Raw genomic sequence first — 19,050 nt, 5'->3', positions numbered from 1 at the left:
TAATTACCAAATTAAATGATGGACGGGTTCTATTTTTTCTATTTTTCTCAGCACTGTTCATTCTTTGATGATTTTTAAAGAAATCTCTTATTGAGGGTCACATTTGAAAAAAAATAGAGTAAGTTTATAGCCCTTATTTATTTGTCTATGAAAAAGTTAAATGTAATTATCGCCCTTATCTTAAGCTCTTTCATCTATAGTTGTCAGCCTTCGGGGCCAGCTTTAGAAGAGAGAGGTATAATCCCAATCCCTAGTGAAGTATCTTCTTCAAATGGTACATTCGAATTAACGAGCTCTTCTGCAATCCAATTGATAGGAGATCAAGCATCTCTTTCGCCAATTGCCAATTATTTTGCAGCTGAAGTGAGCCAATCAACTGGTTTCGATATTCAAGTTGGAGAGACAGGAGACTTGGTTTTCGAACTAACTGGAAATAATCCTTCAGATGAGTCCTACCAACTTGAGATTGGAAAAGATCAAGTCAAAATTCTAGCAAATTCACCAGCAGGTATCTTCTATGGAGTTCAAACTCTTTTGCAGGCTTTTCCAGCTGAGATTCTCTCCAATGAAAAGAAATCTGTTGCTTGGGTAGCCCCAACAGGTACCATTTCTGATTCACCTGAATATGCCTATCGTGGTGCTATGTTGGATGTAGCCAGACATTTTATTGGAATGGAAGATGTCAAGCATTTCATTGATCAAATGGCTCATTTAAAGTTGAATTACTTCCATCTTCATTTGACCGATGATCAAGGATGGAGGATCGAAATAAAATCATGGCCTAGATTGACAGAAGTAGGTGGTAGTACGGAAGTAGGCGGTGGAGAAAGTGGCTATTTTACTCAAGCGGATTATCAAGAGATTGTTAACTATGCCGCCGAAAGATTCATCACGATTGTTCCTGAAATTGACATGCCAGGACATACCAATGCTGCTTTGGCCTCTTATGGAGAATTGAATCCGGGAATTAATTTACCTGATGGTGATTTGAGTACAGTAAATAAACCAGTTCATGGTTCTGAAATTGATTTTTCATCCAAAATGATCATCCGGGAGCCTGCTGAATTGTACACTGGGACCGAAGTTGGATTTAGTACTTTTGATACTGACTTGGAATTGACTTATCAGTTTATTGATGATGTCGTTCGTGAATTGTCAGCTATTACCCCTGGTCCTTACATCCACATTGGTGGAGATGAATCCCATGTGACAAGAAAAGACGATTATATCGTTTTTGTGGAAAAGGTTCAGGATATTGTTCAGAAGTATGGCAAGACAAGTATTGGCTGGGATGAGATAGCTACAGCAAAGCTACTTTCTGGCAATATTGCTCAATTCTGGGCTGACGAAGAGAATGCAGGTTTGGCTGTTGGACAGGGGAATAAGATTTTGATGTCACCTGCTAAAAAAGCCTATTTAGACATGCAATATGATTCTACAAGTAGAATTGGTTTGCATTGGGCAGCTTATATTGAATTAGATTCAGCTTACTTATGGGATCCGGCTAAGTATGCTTCAGGAATTACCAAGAGTGATATCTTCGGAGTAGAAGCACCGCTTTGGACTGAAACAGTAGAAAACAGAACGGACATCGATTATCTTGTCTTTCCTAGGCTTGCAGCTTTGGCTGAAGTTGCATGGTCACCAGCCAATACCAGGGATTGGACCAGTTTCCAAAATAGAATAAGAGAATTAGGAAAAAGTTGGGATAATCAAGGTGTCAAATTTTATCGATCACCAAAGGTTACTTGGTAAAAGATTTCTTCTTAAGACCCGGATTGTAGATCCGGGTTTTTTTATTTCAAGTGCTCTTAAGTTGGTTTTTGAAGAAATTGGGACTATTATGGCAGCTTCTTTTAGAAATTTAACATTAAGAAATTCCAGTTAATTTATGGGTGATATTATTATATCTTTTGCGAATTGGATTTGGGGAACTCCTATGCTCATCTTATTGATGGGGGGAGGTTTAATCTTACTTTTTCATTCGGGTTTTGTTCCTTTTCGAAAAATCGGCCATGCCATCAGTCTCCTTCGTGGAAAGTATGATGATGATTTGGCACCCGGCCAAATCACCTCTTTTCAAGCACTTTCAGCAGCTATTGCGGCAACTGTCGGATTAGGAAATATCAGCGGAGTAGCTATTGCAATTAATATGGGAGGTCCGGGAGCCATATTTTGGATGTGGATGTCTGCTTTTGTAGGAATGGCTACCAAGTATTACAGCTGTAGTTTAGCAATTATGTATAGAGGCACTGATTCTGCTGGAGTTGTACAAGGCGGTCCTATGTATGTGATTGAAGAAGGAATGGGCAAACGATTTAAATTTTTGTCCATCATTTTCTCAGTAGCTGGTGTTTTGGGTTTGTTAGCGATTTTTCAAGCCAATCAATTATCTGCTGTATTTCGAGCGGTTATGTTGGAGCCAGTTGGGATTGAATCTACAGAATCTGTCCGATGGATAATTGGGATTACCATGATGGTCTTGGTGGCTTTTGTGATTTTGGGAGGAATTAAGCGTATTGCTGCGGTAGCTTCCAAATTGGTTCCTTTCATGGTGGCTTTGTATTTCATTACCGTTTTGATCATTGTAGGGAAGAATTTCACTGAAATTCCTGAAATGATCTGGTTAATCATTTCTGATGCATTTACAGGTAAGGCTGCAGCAGGTGGGGTAGTTGGTGCTGTTATAATTACCGGAGCTAGAAGAGCGGCTTTTTCCAATGAAGCTGGAATTGGTACGGCACCTATGGTTCATGGTGCATCCAAAAACCGTGAACCTATTCGGGAAGGTTTGATTGCCATGCTAGGTCCATTTATTGACACCATCGTGGTTTGTACATTGACAGCTTTGGTTATTATGGTAACAGGTGTTTGGCAATCTACTGAAGCAGATGGTGTTCGTTTGACACTAAATGCTTTTGAATCAGCTTTGCCTGGTATTGGTAAGTATCTATTAATGGCTGCCGTCTTAATTTTTGCCTTGTCTACCATGTTTACTTATTCCTATTATGGGCATAAGTGCTTTAATTATCTATTTGGAGCAAAAAGAGCTGATTTTTACAATTACTTCTACCTAATTACGATTGTAGCCGGGGCTGTAGCTTCCTTGGAAGTAGTGGTAAGTTTAGTCGATGGAATGTATGCTGTCATGGCTATCCCGACGATGATATCTACAATCTATCTGGCCCCAAGGGTTAAAGCAGCTTATAAAGACTACTTTCATAGAATGGAAGCCAAACAACAAAGATGAAAGTCTTAATTGCTCCCAATGCTTTCAAGGGAACTTTAAGCGCCTCAGAGGCAGCCTCTATTCTTTCTGAATTCATCCTTGAGCAATATCCTTCGGCTTCAATAGATTCTATTCCTATAGGGGATGGGGGAGATGGGACTTGTGAGCTCTTGACCGATTTCTTGAATCTAGAGAAAATTGCTGCTTGGTCATTGGATGCTTTAGGGAGGCCTGTTTTTGCTTTTTATGGTTTAGATGTCTCTTCAAGGACTATTTACCTGGATGTTTCCTCAGCCAGTGGAATTACTCATTTAAAATTAGATGAATTAAATCCAAGGGTAGCTTCTACTTTCGGTACTGGTTTATTGATCAAAGACTCCCTAAAATATGGGATAAAGAACGTGGTTTTAGGGTTGGGAGGAAGTGCTAGTATTGATTTGGGATTTGGGATACTGCAAGGATTAGGATTTGAATTTTTGGATCAATTAGGTAGAGCCATTTTACCATTTTCCGATCATCTTCTCAGTAATTCCGCTCATATTCAAAGATCTCCTAAAATTCCTGAATTAAGCTTTCAATTTTTATGTGATGTAAATAATCCATTTTTCGGAGAGAATGGGGCTATCCCGGTTTTTGGGCCTCAAAAGGGATTGATTTCGGAAGCTATAAAAGAATTTGAAAAAGATTCCGAAAGGGTAATACAGCTTTTATACAAAAAGGGGCAAAAGAATTTTGTGGATCAAGCTGGATTTGGAGCTGCTGGTGGAATTGCCTTAGGGTTGAGTGCTTTTTTTTCTTCGGAGATAAATTTTGGGGCCTCCTTCTTTTTTGACCAGGTAAAGATGGAAAAAGCTGTAGCCCAAGCTGATATGATACTTACAGGTGAGGGAAGATTTGATGGTCAATCTTTGGGAGGAAAAGGATGTTTTGAACTACTTCAATTAGCCAAAAAATTCTCCAAACCAATTCAAATTATTACATCAGGAGATGAGGCGTATGAATATGGATTTCAAGAAGTTATCCAACTGCCCGATTTGGATTTTTCCAAACCTGATTTTCAGGAAACTGCAAAGGAACAATTCAAAAATACAATAAAGAATAAGCTTCGAATTTATACTCGTCGGTAATCTCCTTGCCAGTCCTTTATTTTCATTTTAATCTCTTTGCTACTCAGATTTTTTGAAATAGTTTCTTCGATTAAGGTTGTTAATTCTTCATCTGAAGCAAATCGAAGGGCTATAATTTGACTTCCTGAGAGTTTTGATTCAATTTCCTTAAATGGCTTCCCCGTCAATTCCGCATATCGGGCTCTCATTTCAGCATAGATAATTCTATTTTGATTTTTGAGTGCATAGATTCTAGCCAAAAAAGGCAGATTTATAACAATCAAAGCCAGGATTAAGGATTTAAGGCTTTCTGATATAGTTTCTGCTGTTGAGAAATCTAGATCAACAATAGTCCAGATAAAATAAATTAGCGTTAGAGGAAAAATGAAAAAATGATGAAATGGATAATATCTAGCGTGATTTTTAAAATTCTGGGCTGTTTTCATGGGGAATAAAAAAAGGAGGCAAGCCTCCTTAATATTAATTAATGATTCTTTTTTCCTTTGGAGAATGTTTTTCTCGCATCCATCGCTGAAAGACCGGCACCCAAACCAATCAAAATGACTACAATCAAAAGGAACAGCTGTGCGCCAGACGCAATTGGGGAACTGAAGATATCAAGCAAGATCATGAGTATGAATTTAAATAATTTTCGACGCCCGAAGATAAAACCAAAGGTTGATTTTCACAACTTTTGGATCATTCCGAACCTTAGTTAAAAGTCATCCTCAAAATCATCCTCCAGATCCTCGTCCTCATCGAAATCTAGAATATTGTCGTCAATAAACTCCGAGTCCTCTTCTAGATCATACTCATCTTCGAAATCGGTGTCGAAATCATCTTCTCCATCGAAATCGTCCATTTCATCAAAATCATCTTCGAAATCTTCCATAGCTCTTTTGGTAAAGGTTGATACGGTGCGAATTAAATTAAAATTTCAATTTGCTCAATGCACCGAAATTGAATTTTTTTTCAATGTATCAATTTTTAACTCAGGTTGCTGGTTTTCCCACTTTTCGCGGAGCAACTTCCCCCAAGTTTCGAGGTAATAAATGACATCTTCTTTTTTGTTATGGGACAGGGAATTTCTCCTGTTTAAAGGCATTTTAGACAATACTTCAGGACTGGAAAGCCTTTCTAAATGTTTCAGGTCTTCCAAAGTCACTCCATAAGCAAGCATACGCTCGATAATCAAATCTAAAGGATATCCACTGCTTGGACAGAACTCAAGAATTTGATCATTCCAATCTCCGGAACGTTCCATGGCATAGCGGTGGATTTCTGCTTTCGTAAAGGGAGTTAATTCTTGGGCCAAATTCCCACAATTGCATGCTCCCATATGACCCCATTGATAGGCAGCACCTTCTTTCAATTTCTTAGCTGTTCGTTCTATTGCAGCTATCAGTTCTGGATGTACTGGTTTCATGATGTTCTCTTTTTTCAAATAACTCAAAAAAAAGAGAATGGTTGAAATAAAAAAAGACCCTATGGGGTCAATGAAAAATGCTTTGGATGTATTTTTTGATAAGAGGCTTTGAAAGATAATCTTTCACCACTTGATATTTGCTAGCCTTACTAATGTCTCGCTCATCAACAGAACTACTTAAAATGTAGATTTCAGCTTCGTTTTTTGCAGAATCAAAATTATCAAGAAAATCCCAACCAGTCATTTCCGGCATATTAAGGTCTAAAAAAAGGTAATTGGGCTTAATGTCGTAGATTTCATTTAATGCCTTCCTTGCACTTTGATACTTAAAAAATTTGCAAGGTTCCTTTACGTTTTTGGCAATAAGCTTTTCAGTCACAAATGTGCTAATTGGGTCATCATCTATGAGAACGATTGTCAACATTAAATGCAAATATCCTAGACTGAAATACAATAATTGTTATACAAAAGTACAACTCTTTCCTGTCTCTACAAATAATTTGCCAAATAAGTTTTTAATAATTAATGAAATTCTGTTGCTTTTTGTCTTTGAACAGTTAAAAAGAAAGGCAAAAACAAAGAATACCTTCAGAATAAGTAACAAATAAGTAAAATAGGTAACTTTTTCAGGCTTCTTCGGATAATGTCATAATCTGAGCTAGGAAAAATGGTTAACAATTACCATTTGGTTAAAAAAATGAAAACCTTCTGAAAACTCTGAGTTTTAATCTATTGGGAAATTAGTTTTGAACGTATTGAGATTCATTGATAAATCTTTCCAAAATTTTATCTGTTGCCTTTAAAACCTTTTTTTCCTTACTCTTTGGGCTGCTTACTTCAGTAACCCCTGTAAGCGTCATTAAGAATTTATCTTCGCCTGAATCTATAAAGTCTACAATCACCTGAACTAATTCATAATTATCCGTGCGGGACCGATTATCGTACATGTAAGGATTATACATCCAAGGATCCCATACACGATAACCCCAAAATGGATAAGGACTATTGAAAGTATTGATTTCTCGCTGTCTAGGATCTTCATTGGAGGTGTATCGGATAACTAATTCCGGCTTGACGCGATCGTAAACTAGGCCCTCCGCTTCAAATATTTCTTGTATTCTATCTTGAACTTTAGCATCCAAAAATTGGGTAGAAAATCCGCTCATGTTCACTTCTTTATTGACAATTACGAAGCTTGTGTAATTCTTCCGAAGCGGGAGTTCAGCGTTTTCTTTAAATACCTCAATGCTGCTGCATGCTTGTATAGCCAAAGAAAATATGGCTACAGCCCAAATAGTTGATAATTTCCAATTCATAGCTCAAAATAATTTTTTTTACCTTTTTCCTCAAAGCCTTACTTTTTAAAACAATTTTTTGAAGCTTTTGGCTTTCTTTTTCTTATGCTTCAAGGCAAATACTATTTTTGAACAAAATTCGCGACATGAATCGACCAGATTTTGATGATATTTTTATGGAATTGGCAGTAAATCTTGCCAAACGATCACATTGTATCAAGAAGCATGTAGGAGCTGTTCTGACCAAAGACACCCGTATCATTTCCATTGGTTACAACGGACCACCTGCAGGAACGCATAATTGTGATGTGGAGTTTCCTGAATCAGGTTGCGCAAGAGATAGCAAGGGAAGTTGTTCACTCGCTCTCCACGCTGAACAAAATGCCATTCTATATGCCGTCAAAAACAATACTTCTGTTGAGGGATCGACTTTATATGTCACCTTGGCACCTTGTCTTGCATGTGCACGTATCATTTTTTCAATGGGAATTTCAAAAGTAGTCTACCTATTTTCCTATGCTGAATACAAGGGGATTGGTAGTGATGAGGGAGTGGATTTTCTAAGAAAATTTGGTGTAACTGTTGATCGGTATTCCAAAGAAGTAAATGTTCAGGATCCTTTGATTTAGAGAAAGTTGACTTCGGGGGTAAGTTGGATTCCAAACTTTTCTTGAACCGATTTTTGAATTTCAGAAGCTAGTTGAGCGATTTCTTTTCCATCCCCTTCACCAAAGTTTACCAAAACGAGGGCCTGTTTATCATGAACTCCAATTTGTCCTTTTTTGAATCCTTTCCATCCGGCTTGTTCGATCAACCAACCCGCAGGTATTTTTATTCCCTGCTCTTGGGGATAGCCTGGAACAGAAGGATATGATTTCTTGATCTCTTCATAAACCTCAAAATCTACAGTAGGATTTTTAAAAAACGAACCTGCATTTCCTATCACTTTTGGGTCCGGAAGTTTGGATTGTCTGATTTTCACTACAGCTTCTGAAATTGCTTGGATTGTAGTTTCAGTAACGTTCATTTCTTTCAAAGTTTCACGTATTGCACCGTATTCCGTTTGAAAAATGGGTTCTTTTGAAAGTTTGAAAGTTACAGAACAAATCACGTATTGATCTTTCAGTTTGTGCTTAAAAACGCTTTCTCGATATCCAAATTCACATTGTTCTGCAGTAAAAATTTCAACTGAAAGCGTATTTCTATTGAAGGCTTTCAGGCTGTGGAAGACGTCTTGAACTTCGACTCCATAAGCGCCGATATTTTGCATAGGGGAAGCACCTACGGTACCAGGGATTAAAGAAAGATTTTCCAATCCAGCCCAGTTATTTTTGATAGCGTATTGCACCCACTCATGCCAAACTTCCCCTGCACCGACTTCGACCAAAAGCGATTCATCATTCTCTTCTAAAACATGGATTCCTTTCAGATCTATCTTAATTACCAAGGCTTCCAGATCTTTTGTGAGAAGGATATTGCTTCCACCTCCAAGTATGATAACCGAAATTTTTTTTCGGTTAGCAAATTCCAAAGCTTCACGCAAATCATCAATGGATTCAACAGCAGTAAAAAATCTAGCTTTCTTGTCTAAGCCAAAGGAATTATAGGGCTTTAGAGAAATGTTTTCTTGTATATTCATAGGCTACTTTGCTGCACTGCAAAGGAAAGAAGTTTTGGAAGAAATTGAAATTTTAGGCTTATCGAGCTATGCGGGAAATAAACATTAATGGTACCAAAATCAGGCCTGGCCAGAAAGTAAATATTGAATTACCCATTGCGAAGCTTCCCAGTCACACCCTCATCGATCTACCTATTTTTATTCGATCCTCAAAAGAGGATGGTCCAGTTATCTTAGTTTGCGGGGGAGTTCATGGTGACGAAATCAACGGTATAGTTACAGCTCGAAGGATTTTGGAGGAGATAGATTCAGGGCTGGATCTCCAAAAGGGTACTGTTATTATCATTCCCTTGGTCAATATTTATGGTTTTTTGTCAAATAGCCGAACATTTCCAGACGGCCGAGACCTCAATCGAAGCTTTCCTGGAAGCAAAAAGGGATCTCTAGCCGGTCAAATCGCACACATTTTAAATGAAGAGATTATTCCGCAGATCGATTATGGGATTGATTTCCATACAGGCGGAAGAATGCTTAGTAATCAACCTCAAATTCGGGTGGATTTTAAGGATAAAAAATCCAGAGAGCTTGCAGAGGTATTCGGCACCTTTTATATCGTCAATTCTAAAGTAATTGATAAGTCTTTTCGAAAAGCCGCTCAAGCTGCAGGAAAGCATGTATTGGTTTTTGAAGGAGGGGAATCTATGCGCTTAGATGATCAAGCGATAGAGGAGGGTGTGGCAGGAATTAAGCGGATACTACAACATTTTGGAATGATAGAAAATGCCCCTGAAAAAAGGGCTAGTATAATTCTAAAAGAATCTAGTTGGATAAGAGCGAGAGCATCAGGAATTTTCAACTCCTCTATTCAATTGGGCGATTATGTGAAAAAGGGACAGGTATTAGCACGGATATCCGATCCATATGGACAGGTAAAAGTCCCGGTTAAATCTCCTTCTAATGGTTTTGTCATTGGGATTAATAATCTCCCTGTTATAAATGTAGGAGAGGCTTTGATTCACCTGGGTAAAGAAGGTTGATTGAAATTCATTCAAATTAAAAAAGGCAGCATTTGAATTGCTGCCTTTTCTTATTCAGATTTCAATAGTTTAGGAGAAATAGCGCTTTAAATCTTCCAAGCGTTTAATCAATTCGCCTTCTACTTTTCGATAATCTCCTACATTTTCTAATGGTGCGTGAACGGAGAAATAATATTTGATCTTCGGTTCTGTACCAGAAGGTCTCGCGGAAATTTTGCTTCCATCAGCTAAATAAAACTGCATTACGTTCGAACGCTCCAAGCCCAGGCTTTCTTTTTCTCCAGTTTTCACATTCAAGATAGTTCCTTCTTTCACATCCACGATTTTTTCTACTGGTATTCCATTCATGGATTTTGGAGGATTCTGTCGAAAGTCCATCATCAAGGCCTGTATTTGCTCGGCTCCATCTTTTCCTTTTTTGGTGATGGAAATCAAAGATTCTTTGTAGAATCCGAATTGATGATAGATTTCTGCCAATACATCAAAGACTGATTTTCCTTGCGTTTTGTAGTAGGCTACTACCTCAGCTACCATCGCACAAGCACTGACACCATCTTTGTCCCGCACAAAATCTCCCACGAGATATCCATAAGATTCTTCTCCTCCTCCGATGAACTTCTCTTTTCCTTCCAAGTCCCGAATGATGGCGGCGATGTTTTTAAATCCAGTTAATACGTTAAAGCATTGCACATCAAATCCTTCTGCGATTCGATTGATCAGCTCTGTGGTAACGATGGTATTGACCATAAATTGGTGGCCATCCAATTTTCCAGCTTCTTTCCATTTGCTCAGCAAATAATAGGAGAGAAGCGTACCCGTTTGGTTTCCATTTAATAATTCAAATTCTCCTGATTCATTTGGTACAACCGCAGCGTAACGATCCCCATCAGGGTCACAAGCCAAAATCAAATCTGCATTTACTTTTTTACCCAACTCAATGGACATGGATAAAGCTTCTGCTTCTTCGGGATTTGGATAAATGACAGTTGGGAAGTTGCCGTCTGGCTCAGCCTGTTCTTTGACTACATGAATGTTTTCGAAGCCAAATGTCTGTAAAGCTGCAGGAACCATTTTCCCGGAAGCTCCATGAATTGGTGAGAATACGATGGACATGTCTTTTTGAGCCTGAATTGCTTCGGGTTCCAGGCTAAGGCCTTTCACTTGATCCAAGTAGATTTGATCAAAGTCAGCTTCGATATATTCGATCAGATCATCATTTTTATTCCAATTAACCAAATCAAAAGATGTAATCTTTTTTACCTCAGCAATGATGTTTTTATCATGAGGTGCTACAACTTGGGCTCCATCTTCCCAATAGGCTTTATAACCATTGTATTCTTTTGGATTGTGAGACGCGGTAATCATCACGCCACTTTTGCACCCAAAATGCCTCACTGCAAAAGAAAGCATGGGGGTAGGTCGCATTTCACGGAAATAGTAAACCTTAATCCCATTTGCTGTTAATACATCTGCCGTTGTTTTAGCAAACAAGGAGTTATTATTTCGACTATCGTGAGTGATTGCTACAGATATTTCTTGCTTTGGAAAGCATTGATGTAAGTAGTTAGCTAAGCCTTGTGTGGCCATTCCCACTGTGTAGATGTTCATTCGGTTAGTACCAACACCCATGAGGCCTCTCAGGCCGCCAGTTCCAAATTCCAAGTCTTGATAAAATGAATCCACTAATTCAGTTGGGTTTTCATTGATCAGTTTTTGGATGGCCTTTTTGGTATTTTCATCTACATTTCCTTCGAGCCAGGCTTGGGCTCGCACCATGATTTTTGGGTCTATTTCGCTCATTGGTTCAAAAATTATTTAGATATCTAATTTATATAAAAAGTGAAAAATGTAAGGCTAAAATGGAAAATGAATCCCTTAAAAATTTCTCATGTTTTCATTCTCCTTGCATATTTTCCTTCCTTCGGGATATTTAAGTAAATTTGAATTCAATCCCCTTGAGTTTATGCTAGCTTTTTTCTTTCGAATCCTCAGTTCTATTGTGATTTGTTTTCTACCATTCCAACCTGGATTTTCAGAAAATAAGTCTATCACATCAATTGAGGAAACTTATTCCTCAGTGATTATTCGGGAATCAACAATAGATATTCAGGTCCGAGCAAATGAACATCTTTATGTTTTTTCAAAATCGGGTGGGATTTTGGAGAAAGTGAAAATTGGAATGGATGTAATTTACTTTTCTCAAGAAAAACTATCTGAAGTTGGAAGTGCAGCATGGAAAAGACTCAAAAATGGAGACGTTCAGATTTTTACCTCTAATCATGGAAAACACCAGGTGTGGACTATTTATGGTTCGGGAAGGTTGAAAATGGAAACTTTAGTAAAGGAAAATAGTGATTCTTCCGAATTATCATTTGAATTTGCTAAATCCCAACTTACTCGGTTGCGGTGGATTGGTGAAGAGCAAACCGAAAAAGTATTGGCCTATCCTCAAGTCGAATCAGAGGTTGAATTACCAATTCAAAGCAATGATATTGATTATGTTGTTTTCGAGTTTGAGTCCGTTGAGCTAAAAGTTACCCCTGAATCCAAGCCGGTTGGTCTTGTAATGGAAGATTCGGATTTAGCCTCCATGAAATTTGAAAGAAAAGTAATGGATCAGTCTTCCAATCTTTCTGAAGAATCCCCCAATCTTCAGTCTCAAAAGATTCCTGATTTTTCTGAAAAATCTTCCTTGATCTTGTGGTTTGATTTTAACTAATTATCAGACTTTCCATTCACCGTTTTTATAAAACCTTCAGCTGAGGTCAATTTTACCTTTTAATACCTGAAGTGATTCAATACCCAGTTTGCGGTTTATTTTAATCAAATCAGCTTTTTGGAGGCTCGTTTTTCTAAGCTTTGATTTTTCAAAAATCACCATGTTTCCACTCCAACTATCGGGAGAGGATGGTACAAAAACCAAGGCATGATTTTCATCCAATTCTTCCATGAGAAAGGCAAACATCCAGCCATCTATTGGAGCTAATACCACAGGAAAATTTTCACTTTGATCTAATCCTAGCTTAGACTCATAGGTGTTTTTAATCAATTGATAGCCAGGGAATAAAGTCAAAATATTGTGCTCTACCCAAGACACAATTCTTTTTCCTATTCCGAATCTAGAAAATGTACCTCCGAGAAAGCAAAGCAGGAGAATTAACAAGATTGTAAGGTAATATGGAGCATCAAATACAGAGGTTTCAATCTGAAAAGCCTCCCCAATTTTAATACTGATTGGCTTCAGGATTTGAAAAAGCTTTTCGATTAAAATAATTACGAGCACTAAGGGAAGTAGAAAGAATATTCCTCCCTTGAGGGTTTGAGCCAGAAAATTTTTCATGAGATTTTATGTTTGAATAAAACAACTTAAGCCATTTAATTCAAATAAAAAAAGCTGCCCAATTGGACAGCTTTCCATGAAAAACTATAATCTATTTTAAAGGTTTCCCCTCAAAGCTTGCTCTCTTTCTATTGCCTCAAAAAGGGCCTTAAAATTACCTTTTCCGAAAGATGTTGCACCTTTTCGCTGAATGATTTCGATAAACAAAGTCGGTCTATCTTGAAGTGGTTTGGTGAAGATTTGAAGCAAATACCCTTCGTCATCACGATCCACAAGAATATTCAAATCTTTCAATGGCTGAATATCTTCATCGATTTCACCAACACGCTCAAATAAATCATCGTAGTATGTTCCTGGCACTTCCAAGAATTCAACACCTCTTCGGCGAAGTTCACTCACAGTATGAATGATGTCATCAGTGGCAATAGCCATGTGCTGAACTCCGGCTCCATTGTAAAAGTCCAAATACTCTTCGATTTGTGACTTTTTCTTTCCTTCTGCAGGTTCGTTGATAGGGAATTTGATGTAGCCATTTCCATTTGAAACCACCTTGGACATCAAAGCCGAATATTCAGTAGAGATATCCTGATCATCAAAGGTGATCAAAAGCTTGAATCCCATGACATTTTCATAGAATTCAACCCACTTATTCATTTCTCCAAGTTCCACATTACCTACACAGTGGTCAATATACTTAAGACCAATAGGAGTGGATTGATAGGTGCTCGTACGAGGAACATATCCCGGAAGGAAAACACCATGATAGTTTTTGCGCTCGACGAAGGTGTGAATGGTGTCTCCATAAGTTTTGATAGAGGCAACTTTCACTTCTCCATTATTATCAGAAATGACCGTCGGTTCTCCTGCAGATTCAGCACCTCTTGAGGTGGTTTCATACCAAGATTTCGCAGCATCTTCTACCCAAAGCGCCAATACTTTCACTCCATCTCCATGTTTCTGAATGTGTTCAGCAATTGGATGGTTGGCTTGCATTGGAGAAGTAAGAACCAATCGAATTTTTCCTTGTTTCAAAACATAAGAAGCTCTGTCTCGAACTCCCGTTTCTGGGCCTGCATAGGCGATCAATTCAAATCCGAAAGCATATTGATAAAACAGTGCAGATTGTTTGGCATTACCTACATAAAGTTCAATGTAGTCTGTACCGTTGATAGGTAGGAAATCTTCACTCATGAGTTCTATATTTTGGGTTTCTATTCGTTTCCTCAAAGTTAAGGATTCTATCCAAATAATATTTGGTGAAGACTTTCTATTCTTGGGGATTTTTATTCCAAAATAGACTGATGATTCCCATGATGAAAAAGGTCAAAGCCCAAGAGCCCCAACTACTTTCTAATACGGATAACCAAAGAATGAAATACCAGATTGGAGCTAGGAAAAAGCCGATTAAAAACTTGAAGGTTGAATAAAAAACATGGTCTTCGATCTTTGGTTTGATGGCTAGCCAAATCCAATACAAAGGAAAGTGAAAGATCTTCATCACCTTGTTTGGAAGAGCAGAAGGTGTATCGATCTTTTCTTCTACTTCTCCTTTTTCAAGAAAGCGATCTACAGCTTCTTTGGACGTCACATCCACTCCCGCATCCAGTAATTTTTGAAGGTTTTGAGAATAATTTTCCTCTGGAATTTCCACCACCATTGACTTTAATGTTCGCTCCACTTTTTTGGTCAATTGTCCCGATTGAGCAGGAGGCATATCGACGGGGATGGGGTTTCCAAAAGTTATTCTGACGATAGAACCGGAATTTTTATGGGCACTGAATTCTAAGGCAGTTGGTAAAATTATAGGTTCCAGATCTGGATATTTATCTTTCAAACCAAAAGCCATTCGGGTAAACCCCTTACTCAAAGGGCGAACGTTTCGGTTATGGCTATGGCTGCCTTCTGCAAAAATTACTACTGTTCCATTTCTTTTTAGCACATCAAAAGTAGCCTCAAACGTCTTTTGGTTTTGAGTAATCGTAGAAAAGCCATCTCTCACTCTGTAAACCGGAAGCATTCGGATGAAGTGAAGGATTTTGGCGACTATGGAATTTTTAAAAACTGAAGCGCGCGTTAAAAACCAAGGATTTAACCTAGTATGAGTTGCAATAAGCAAAGGATCAATCAGGGCGTTTTGATGATTGGCGACGAGAATAATGGGTACATTCTTTGGGATGTTTTCTTTTCCTGACACATAGACTTTTCGGTAAAAAAGATGAAGAGCAATCTTTACCAGAATTCTTAAAATGCCATTGATTAAGTTTTTCATCAGAATTTTCTCCAAAATACTGCGATTCCCATTCCTGAAATTAAGTGCCAAATTCCCCAAAGAGCAGTGATAATGGCCATTCCACCTAAGCCATCAAAATAAGTAAAAATCAAAACTAGCCCCAAGCCGGAATTTTGAATTCCAGTTTCTATGCTTAAGGTTTTAATATCAGGAAGAGGAAGTTTTCCTACAATCCCGGTAAGAAGTCCGGTTCCTAGTGCTACCGTATTATGTGCCAGAACCCATCCGAAAATCAGGGCAATGTATTGTAGAAATAAATCAAAGTTTCCGGCGAAAGCGACTACAACAAAACCTGCAAAAATCAAGATGCTGAGTGGTTGCAATATTTTTTTTGCTTTTTCAGCAAATGTTGGAGCTAATGACCTAGTAAGTATTCCAAGTAACAAGGGAACTCCCAAAATCAAAACGACGGTAATAAAGACCTCATAAAAGTCTAAGCTTATTTCTCGCAATAGCTCTTGAGTCGGAGCATAAAAGCTGGCCCATAATGCAAAGTTTAATGGTGTGAATACCATGGAGGCCATTGTCGAAAAACCAGTCAGGCTCACGGAAAGTGCGGTATTTCCTTTTGCCAAATTCGATAAGAAATTAGATACATTTCCCCCAGGACAGGCAGCTACCAAAAACATACCCAAGGCAACAGAGGGAGGAGGACTCATCACTAAAACTAGCGCATAGGTGACAAGAGGAAGAAAAATAAATTGAGACAATACCCCTAAAAAAAACGGCTTTGGGTGTTTTGCTAAATACTTAAAGTCCTTTACTCTTAAATCCAAGGCCACTCCGTACATGATCAATGCCAAAGCTAGGTTCAGCAGGAGAAGGTCGTCAGGAGAGAAATTTAATCGGACAGAGTCCAGTTCATGGGGTGATGTCATTAATCCAAAAATCTAGGGATTTTGGAAAAAAGCAAAATTTAAGGGAAGTATAAAATGAAAAATCCACCTGTTAAGCCTCCTTTAAGCCTTGAATTTGCTTCCTGCTTATTTAAAGACCTGAGGTTACAGATCTGTCTTAAAGAAATCGTATTTCAGGAATATCAAAAAAAAATAGGCTCCGAATTCGGAGCCTGAATTTTATCCATTATAGCTTTTCTACTTTTACCGCAGTTCCACTTGCTGTCACCATTAGCATACCATCCCGAATGGTTTCATAATCCAAATCAATACCTACAATAGCATTGGCTCCAAAACTTCGAGCTTGCATTTCCATTTCTGTCATGGCTGTTGCCTTTGCTTCTCGTAGTACTCGTTCATAAGCAGAAGATCTACCACCCACGATATCAGTAATACTGGCGAAAAAATCCTTAAAAACATTCGCTCCGATAATTGTTTCACCTGAAACGATGCCCAGATAACTTACGATTTTGTGTCCTTCAAGTGAATTGGTTGTAGTAATTAGCATAGTGTAAATTTTTGGTTAGAAACTGAAGATAAGACGCTTTTTGGGAAATATGGTTACAGAAAGACTTGTTGTCAATTGAAATTTAAGAGGGTGAGAAAAAATAGGGAGCTTGCATTGGAAATAAGAAAATAAACTATCTTGAGTCATGGATTTGGGAAACATAATTTACATCCTCGCAATCATTGCATATTTTATTTATCAGGTTACCAAAGGGAATAAAAAAGCCGAAGAGCAAGAAAACCCACCTAAGGAAGGAATTCCTACTCCTGAGAAGGGAGTCACTTTTGAAGACTTATTGCGGGAAATCCGAGATGCTCAAAGGGGAACTTCTACTCCAAAAACAATCGAAAAACCAAAGCCAAAACCTCAATTTGAACCAGTCAGATCTCAAAAAGCAGAACGGACTGTTTACAAGCCCTTAGAGGAAAATGACGACGAGATTCAATATTACAAAGGGGCATTTGAAAATATAGATCCGAAAAAGGTCAAAACTTCAGAAGGTATTCCTGATATTCCCAAGACTGAGGTCGAGCGATTTGATCAATATGCTTCAAAATCAAAAGCAAATCCTTATGCTCAATTACTGAAAAATAAGAGCTCTGTAAAACAGGCGATTGTTCTGAAAGAGATTTTAGATAGGAAGTATTTTTGATAGGCAAGGAGGTAATTTTCCCTTATTTCTTTTCAAAAAACCTCAACCAGACTTGTCCTTCTTGATTTTCATTTACTTTCCTGTAATTAACCTTGAGCCAAGATTCCAATTTTTCAATATCTTCCCCTTCTTGTGGGTATGCATGCAAGTAATATTTGTAAATCAAAACTCGAATTTGGCTAGGAGAATCAATATTTAAACTATCCACTTTTTCAATGGGAATAAGTAAATCTTGAGCTGAATTCTTTCCTGGAAGAAGAACCTCCTTGCTAAATACTAGGAAATTATTTGTTATTATAATCTGCTGGTTTTTAGAATCTTGTGTTTCTACATTTAAAGTATGTACTAAATCTGGGTAAGTTTTTAATTGCTTTTGATAATAAATTGAATAAAGAGTAGGGGAAATAAGCAGAATTGCAAAAAAGGAAAGATTTAATCTGGGATTAGAAATCCAAATGGGAGCTAAAAATCCAATCTGAAAAAAGCTCATTTTCCAGTCTTTCTGGAATAGACTTATGATTGCTCCTAGAATTATCAACCCAGTTAGTATTTTTTTCCATGAGACAGAGCCTCGCCAGCTAGTCCAACCCATACTTACCAAAAAAGCTAATGGGGGAATTATGATGATAAGATGACGTGGATTCAAGTAGATGGGATTGTAGAGTTCTAGCGTAGAACTCATGAACCAAAAGCCTATCAAAAGGCAAAGAATCCCTAACCCAAATTCTACATTTCCTTTTTGCCTAGTCTTTAGACCAATCGCAATAGCTGGTACTGAAAAAACGATCCAAGGCCAATAGGCTCTTTCGACTAATGTTAAAATGGGTAAATAGGTAATTCGCTCGAGGATCTTTTTCCAACCTTTATCCGCGTAGGTAAATTCAGATATATAGTGACCTGCATTCACGGATTGAATTCTAAAAAATGGATCATCAAATTTGATCCAATAATATCCAAGATATAGAGACAAAAGGAAGGCTCCGGTAATTAATAAAGTAAAATAGAACTTGGAGTTGAATTGCTTCAATCGAAGGTCCATCAAGAACAAGACAATCGGAAATAAGCCCAAAAGGATGATGGTTTCCTTGGTCAAAATGCCAATAATGAAGGCTAAGCTCATTAAAAAACCACTTATTTCTGGTTTTCCAGCACGGTTAACTGCACTCCAAAAGATTGCTGAAATACATAATACCAACAAAGTGTCTGGATAAACCTTTGTTATAAAATGGAGAAAATAGATCGGCGTAATAAACCAAAGCGAAAAAATCAGACGCTCATTATTTTTGCGGAATAAAGAAACAAGCAAAAAGTAGGAGATAAGATAGTACAATAAGGACACTAAAGAAGCCAAATGAGGCTTTATTCCGAAAAAATGGGTAATCAATCCGGCTGGAATATACGCCCCCCAGCGGCTGGAAAAGTGATAGTCATTTACCTCCAAGAGACCATTCCAAAAATCCCTCCCGGCTAATAAATAATAAACGTCGTCGCTAAATGTGATACCATCAAATCCAAACAACCAATAAAGGATAAGAAATGAAGCGCTAAAGACTATAACCTGTCTTTTTGAAAAATGAATTGGTTCTGTTTGGATATTATTTTCCATTCCAAACAAAAATAAAGGATTTCAAGAAGTTTGAATTTTTGATTCTT

Annotated in this window: 21 protein-coding genes; 7 read left to right on the top strand and 14 right to left on the bottom strand. The window is 37.8% G+C overall.

What is annotated here, in order from left to right; genetic code table 11:
- Window positions 1-147: 147 nt before the first annotated feature.
- From E4S40_RS03880 to E4S40_RS03870, 3 genes are all read left to right on the top strand, one after another.
- On the top strand, window positions 148-1,755 hold the full coding sequence (locus E4S40_RS03880) for a beta-N-acetylhexosaminidase (protein ID WP_135071089.1): 1,608 nt from the start codon (window positions 148-150) through the stop codon (window positions 1,753-1,755).
- A gap of 136 nt (window positions 1,756-1,891) precedes the next feature.
- Entirely contained in the window at window positions 1,892-3,250 is a 1,359-nt protein-coding gene (locus tag E4S40_RS03875) for an alanine/glycine:cation symporter family protein (RefSeq protein WP_135071086.1), read from the top strand.
- Window positions 3,247-4,356 carry a glycerate kinase family protein gene (locus E4S40_RS03870; RefSeq protein WP_135071083.1) on the top strand — a complete coding sequence of 370 codons (1,110 nt, stop codon included), beginning with the start codon at window positions 3,247-3,249 and terminating at the stop codon, window positions 4,354-4,356. Before E4S40_RS03875 ends, E4S40_RS03870 begins: the two co-directional genes overlap by 4 nt.
- On the opposite strand, the gene E4S40_RS03865 is transcribed toward E4S40_RS03870, so the two are convergent.
- The 6 genes from E4S40_RS03865 to E4S40_RS03845 form a co-directional block, all read right to left on the bottom strand.
- Window positions 4,341-4,781, bottom strand: a complete 441-nt coding sequence (locus E4S40_RS03865; RefSeq protein ID WP_135071080.1) for a DUF6526 family protein — start codon at window positions 4,779-4,781, stop codon at window positions 4,341-4,343. The genes E4S40_RS03870 and E4S40_RS03865 overlap by 16 nt on opposite strands.
- Window positions 4,782-4,819: 38 nt before the next feature.
- Window positions 4,820-4,966, bottom strand: a complete 147-nt coding sequence (locus E4S40_RS17135) for a hypothetical protein (protein WP_202615334.1) — start codon at window positions 4,964-4,966, stop codon at window positions 4,820-4,822.
- A gap of 84 nt (window positions 4,967-5,050) precedes the next feature.
- A complete protein-coding gene (locus tag E4S40_RS03860; RefSeq protein WP_202615329.1) occupies window positions 5,051-5,227 on the bottom strand; it encodes a hypothetical protein in 177 nt (58 codons plus the stop codon).
- Between the two features lie 54 nt (window positions 5,228-5,281).
- Entirely contained in the window at window positions 5,282-5,761 is a 480-nt protein-coding gene (locus E4S40_RS03855) for a hypothetical protein (protein ID WP_135071074.1), read from the bottom strand.
- A gap of 67 nt (window positions 5,762-5,828) precedes the next feature.
- Window positions 5,829-6,185, bottom strand: a complete 357-nt coding sequence (locus E4S40_RS03850; RefSeq protein ID WP_135071071.1) for a response regulator — start codon at window positions 6,183-6,185, stop codon at window positions 5,829-5,831.
- Window positions 6,186-6,501: 316 nt separating this feature from the next.
- On the bottom strand, window positions 6,502-7,077 hold the full coding sequence (locus E4S40_RS03845) for a DUF4136 domain-containing protein (protein WP_202615328.1): 576 nt from the start codon (window positions 7,075-7,077) through the stop codon (window positions 6,502-6,504).
- A 125-nt stretch (window positions 7,078-7,202) separates the two neighbouring features.
- Here E4S40_RS03845 and E4S40_RS03840 point away from each other — a divergent pair, with 125 nt between their 5' ends.
- Window positions 7,203-7,685 carry a deoxycytidylate deaminase gene (locus tag E4S40_RS03840; protein ID WP_135071068.1) on the top strand — a complete coding sequence of 161 codons (483 nt, stop codon included), beginning with the start codon at window positions 7,203-7,205 and terminating at the stop codon, window positions 7,683-7,685.
- Here E4S40_RS03840 and murB read toward each other — a convergent pair.
- Complete coding sequence (gene murB / locus E4S40_RS03835; RefSeq protein ID WP_135071065.1) at window positions 7,682-8,695, bottom strand: UDP-N-acetylmuramate dehydrogenase; 1,014 nt, start codon at window positions 8,693-8,695, stop codon at window positions 7,682-7,684. The two genes, E4S40_RS03840 and murB, sit on opposite strands and share 4 nt — an antisense overlap.
- A gap of 68 nt (window positions 8,696-8,763) precedes the next feature.
- On the opposite strand from murB, the gene E4S40_RS03830 reads away from it, so the two are divergent.
- On the top strand, window positions 8,764-9,711 hold the full coding sequence (locus E4S40_RS03830; protein ID WP_135071062.1) for a succinylglutamate desuccinylase/aspartoacylase family protein: 948 nt from the start codon (window positions 8,764-8,766) through the stop codon (window positions 9,709-9,711).
- A 69-nt stretch (window positions 9,712-9,780) separates the two neighbouring features.
- Here E4S40_RS03830 and E4S40_RS03825 read toward each other — a convergent pair whose 3' ends face one another.
- Window positions 9,781-11,511, bottom strand: coding sequence for a phospho-sugar mutase (locus E4S40_RS03825; RefSeq protein WP_135071059.1), 1,731 nt, complete (start codon window positions 11,509-11,511; stop codon window positions 9,781-9,783).
- An 88-nt stretch (window positions 11,512-11,599) separates the two neighbouring features.
- On the opposite strand from E4S40_RS03825, the gene E4S40_RS03820 reads away from it, so the two are divergent.
- Window positions 11,600-12,430, top strand: coding sequence for a hypothetical protein (locus tag E4S40_RS03820; protein ID WP_135071056.1), 831 nt, complete (start codon window positions 11,600-11,602; stop codon window positions 12,428-12,430).
- Between the two features lie 36 nt (window positions 12,431-12,466).
- Here the strand turns inward: E4S40_RS03820 and E4S40_RS03815 are convergent, their stop codons facing one another.
- The 5 genes from E4S40_RS03815 to E4S40_RS03795 form a co-directional block, all read right to left on the bottom strand.
- Window positions 12,467-13,051, bottom strand: coding sequence for a DUF502 domain-containing protein (locus tag E4S40_RS03815; protein ID WP_135071053.1), 585 nt, complete (start codon window positions 13,049-13,051; stop codon window positions 12,467-12,469).
- Between the two features lie 96 nt (window positions 13,052-13,147).
- Window positions 13,148-14,242 carry a 4-hydroxyphenylpyruvate dioxygenase gene (hppD, locus tag E4S40_RS03810; protein WP_135071050.1) on the bottom strand — a complete coding sequence of 365 codons (1,095 nt, stop codon included), beginning with the start codon at window positions 14,240-14,242 and terminating at the stop codon, window positions 13,148-13,150.
- A 76-nt stretch (window positions 14,243-14,318) separates the two neighbouring features.
- Complete coding sequence (locus E4S40_RS03805; protein WP_135071047.1) at window positions 14,319-15,320, bottom strand: 1-acyl-sn-glycerol-3-phosphate acyltransferase; 1,002 nt, start codon at window positions 15,318-15,320, stop codon at window positions 14,319-14,321.
- On the bottom strand, window positions 15,320-16,219 hold the full coding sequence (locus E4S40_RS03800; protein WP_135071044.1) for a bile acid:sodium symporter family protein: 900 nt from the start codon (window positions 16,217-16,219) through the stop codon (window positions 15,320-15,322). Before E4S40_RS03800 ends, E4S40_RS03805 begins: the two co-directional genes overlap by 1 nt.
- Before the next feature lie 205 nt (window positions 16,220-16,424).
- Window positions 16,425-16,745: a YbjQ family protein gene (locus E4S40_RS03795; protein ID WP_135071041.1), complete on the bottom strand. Its 321-nt coding sequence runs from the start codon at window positions 16,743-16,745 to the stop codon at window positions 16,425-16,427.
- A 145-nt stretch (window positions 16,746-16,890) separates the two neighbouring features.
- On the opposite strand from E4S40_RS03795, the gene E4S40_RS03790 reads away from it, so the two are divergent.
- Window positions 16,891-17,397 carry a hypothetical protein gene (locus E4S40_RS03790; protein ID WP_135071038.1) on the top strand — a complete coding sequence of 169 codons (507 nt, stop codon included), beginning with the start codon at window positions 16,891-16,893 and terminating at the stop codon, window positions 17,395-17,397.
- 22 nt (window positions 17,398-17,419) lie between these two features.
- Here E4S40_RS03790 and E4S40_RS03785 read toward each other — a convergent pair whose 3' ends face one another.
- On the bottom strand, window positions 17,420-19,003 hold the full coding sequence (locus E4S40_RS03785) for an ArnT family glycosyltransferase (RefSeq protein WP_135071035.1): 1,584 nt from the start codon (window positions 19,001-19,003) through the stop codon (window positions 17,420-17,422).
- Window positions 19,004-19,050 lie beyond the last annotated feature (47 nt).

It is taken from the genome of Algoriphagus kandeliae, from assembly GCF_004571135.1.
Classification (GTDB): domain Bacteria; phylum Bacteroidota; class Bacteroidia; order Cytophagales; family Cyclobacteriaceae; genus Algoriphagus; species Algoriphagus kandeliae.
This window is presented reverse-complemented; position numbering and strand designations above follow the sequence as displayed.

What these genes read in the sequence shown, in the direction of transcription:
- E4S40_RS03880 (WP_135071089.1), top strand. Translation starts at nt 148, where the DNA reads ATGAAAAAGTTAAATGTAATTATCGCCCTTATCTTAAGCTCTTTCATC.
- E4S40_RS03875 (WP_135071086.1), top strand. Translation starts at nt 1,892, where the DNA reads ATGGGTGATATTATTATATCTTTTGCGAATTGGATTTGGGGAACTCCT.
- E4S40_RS03870 (WP_135071083.1), top strand. Translation starts at nt 3,247, where the DNA reads ATGAAAGTCTTAATTGCTCCCAATGCTTTCAAGGGAACTTTAAGCGCC.
- E4S40_RS03865 (WP_135071080.1), bottom strand. Translation starts at nt 4,781, where the DNA reads ATGAAAACAGCCCAGAATTTTAAAAATCACGCTAGATATTATCCATTT.
- E4S40_RS17135 (WP_202615334.1), bottom strand. Translation starts at nt 4,966, where the DNA reads ATGATCTTGCTTGATATCTTCAGTTCCCCAATTGCGTCTGGCGCACAG.
- E4S40_RS03860 (WP_202615329.1), bottom strand. Translation starts at nt 5,227, where the DNA reads ATGGAAGATTTCGAAGATGATTTTGATGAAATGGACGATTTCGATGGA.
- E4S40_RS03855 (WP_135071074.1), bottom strand. Translation starts at nt 5,761, where the DNA reads ATGAAACCAGTACATCCAGAACTGATAGCTGCAATAGAACGAACAGCT.
- E4S40_RS03850 (WP_135071071.1), bottom strand. Translation starts at nt 6,185, where the DNA reads ATGTTGACAATCGTTCTCATAGATGATGACCCAATTAGCACATTTGTG.
- E4S40_RS03845 (WP_202615328.1), bottom strand. Translation starts at nt 7,077, where the DNA reads ATGAATTGGAAATTATCAACTATTTGGGCTGTAGCCATATTTTCTTTG.
- E4S40_RS03840 (WP_135071068.1), top strand. Translation starts at nt 7,203, where the DNA reads ATGAATCGACCAGATTTTGATGATATTTTTATGGAATTGGCAGTAAAT.
- murB (WP_135071065.1), bottom strand. Translation starts at nt 8,695, where the DNA reads ATGAATATACAAGAAAACATTTCTCTAAAGCCCTATAATTCCTTTGGC.
- E4S40_RS03830 (WP_135071062.1), top strand. Translation starts at nt 8,764, where the DNA reads ATGCGGGAAATAAACATTAATGGTACCAAAATCAGGCCTGGCCAGAAA.
- E4S40_RS03825 (WP_135071059.1), bottom strand. Translation starts at nt 11,511, where the DNA reads ATGAGCGAAATAGACCCAAAAATCATGGTGCGAGCCCAAGCCTGGCTC.
- E4S40_RS03820 (WP_135071056.1), top strand. Translation starts at nt 11,600, where the DNA reads ATGTTTTCATTCTCCTTGCATATTTTCCTTCCTTCGGGATATTTAAGT.
- E4S40_RS03815 (WP_135071053.1), bottom strand. Translation starts at nt 13,051, where the DNA reads ATGAAAAATTTTCTGGCTCAAACCCTCAAGGGAGGAATATTCTTTCTA.
- hppD (WP_135071050.1), bottom strand. Translation starts at nt 14,242, where the DNA reads ATGAGTGAAGATTTCCTACCTATCAACGGTACAGACTACATTGAACTT.
- E4S40_RS03805 (WP_135071047.1), bottom strand. Translation starts at nt 15,320, where the DNA reads ATGAAAAACTTAATCAATGGCATTTTAAGAATTCTGGTAAAGATTGCT.
- E4S40_RS03800 (WP_135071044.1), bottom strand. Translation starts at nt 16,219, where the DNA reads ATGACATCACCCCATGAACTGGACTCTGTCCGATTAAATTTCTCTCCT.
- E4S40_RS03795 (WP_135071041.1), bottom strand. Translation starts at nt 16,745, where the DNA reads ATGCTAATTACTACAACCAATTCACTTGAAGGACACAAAATCGTAAGT.
- E4S40_RS03790 (WP_135071038.1), top strand. Translation starts at nt 16,891, where the DNA reads ATGGATTTGGGAAACATAATTTACATCCTCGCAATCATTGCATATTTT.
- E4S40_RS03785 (WP_135071035.1), bottom strand. Translation starts at nt 19,003, where the DNA reads ATGGAAAATAATATCCAAACAGAACCAATTCATTTTTCAAAAAGACAG.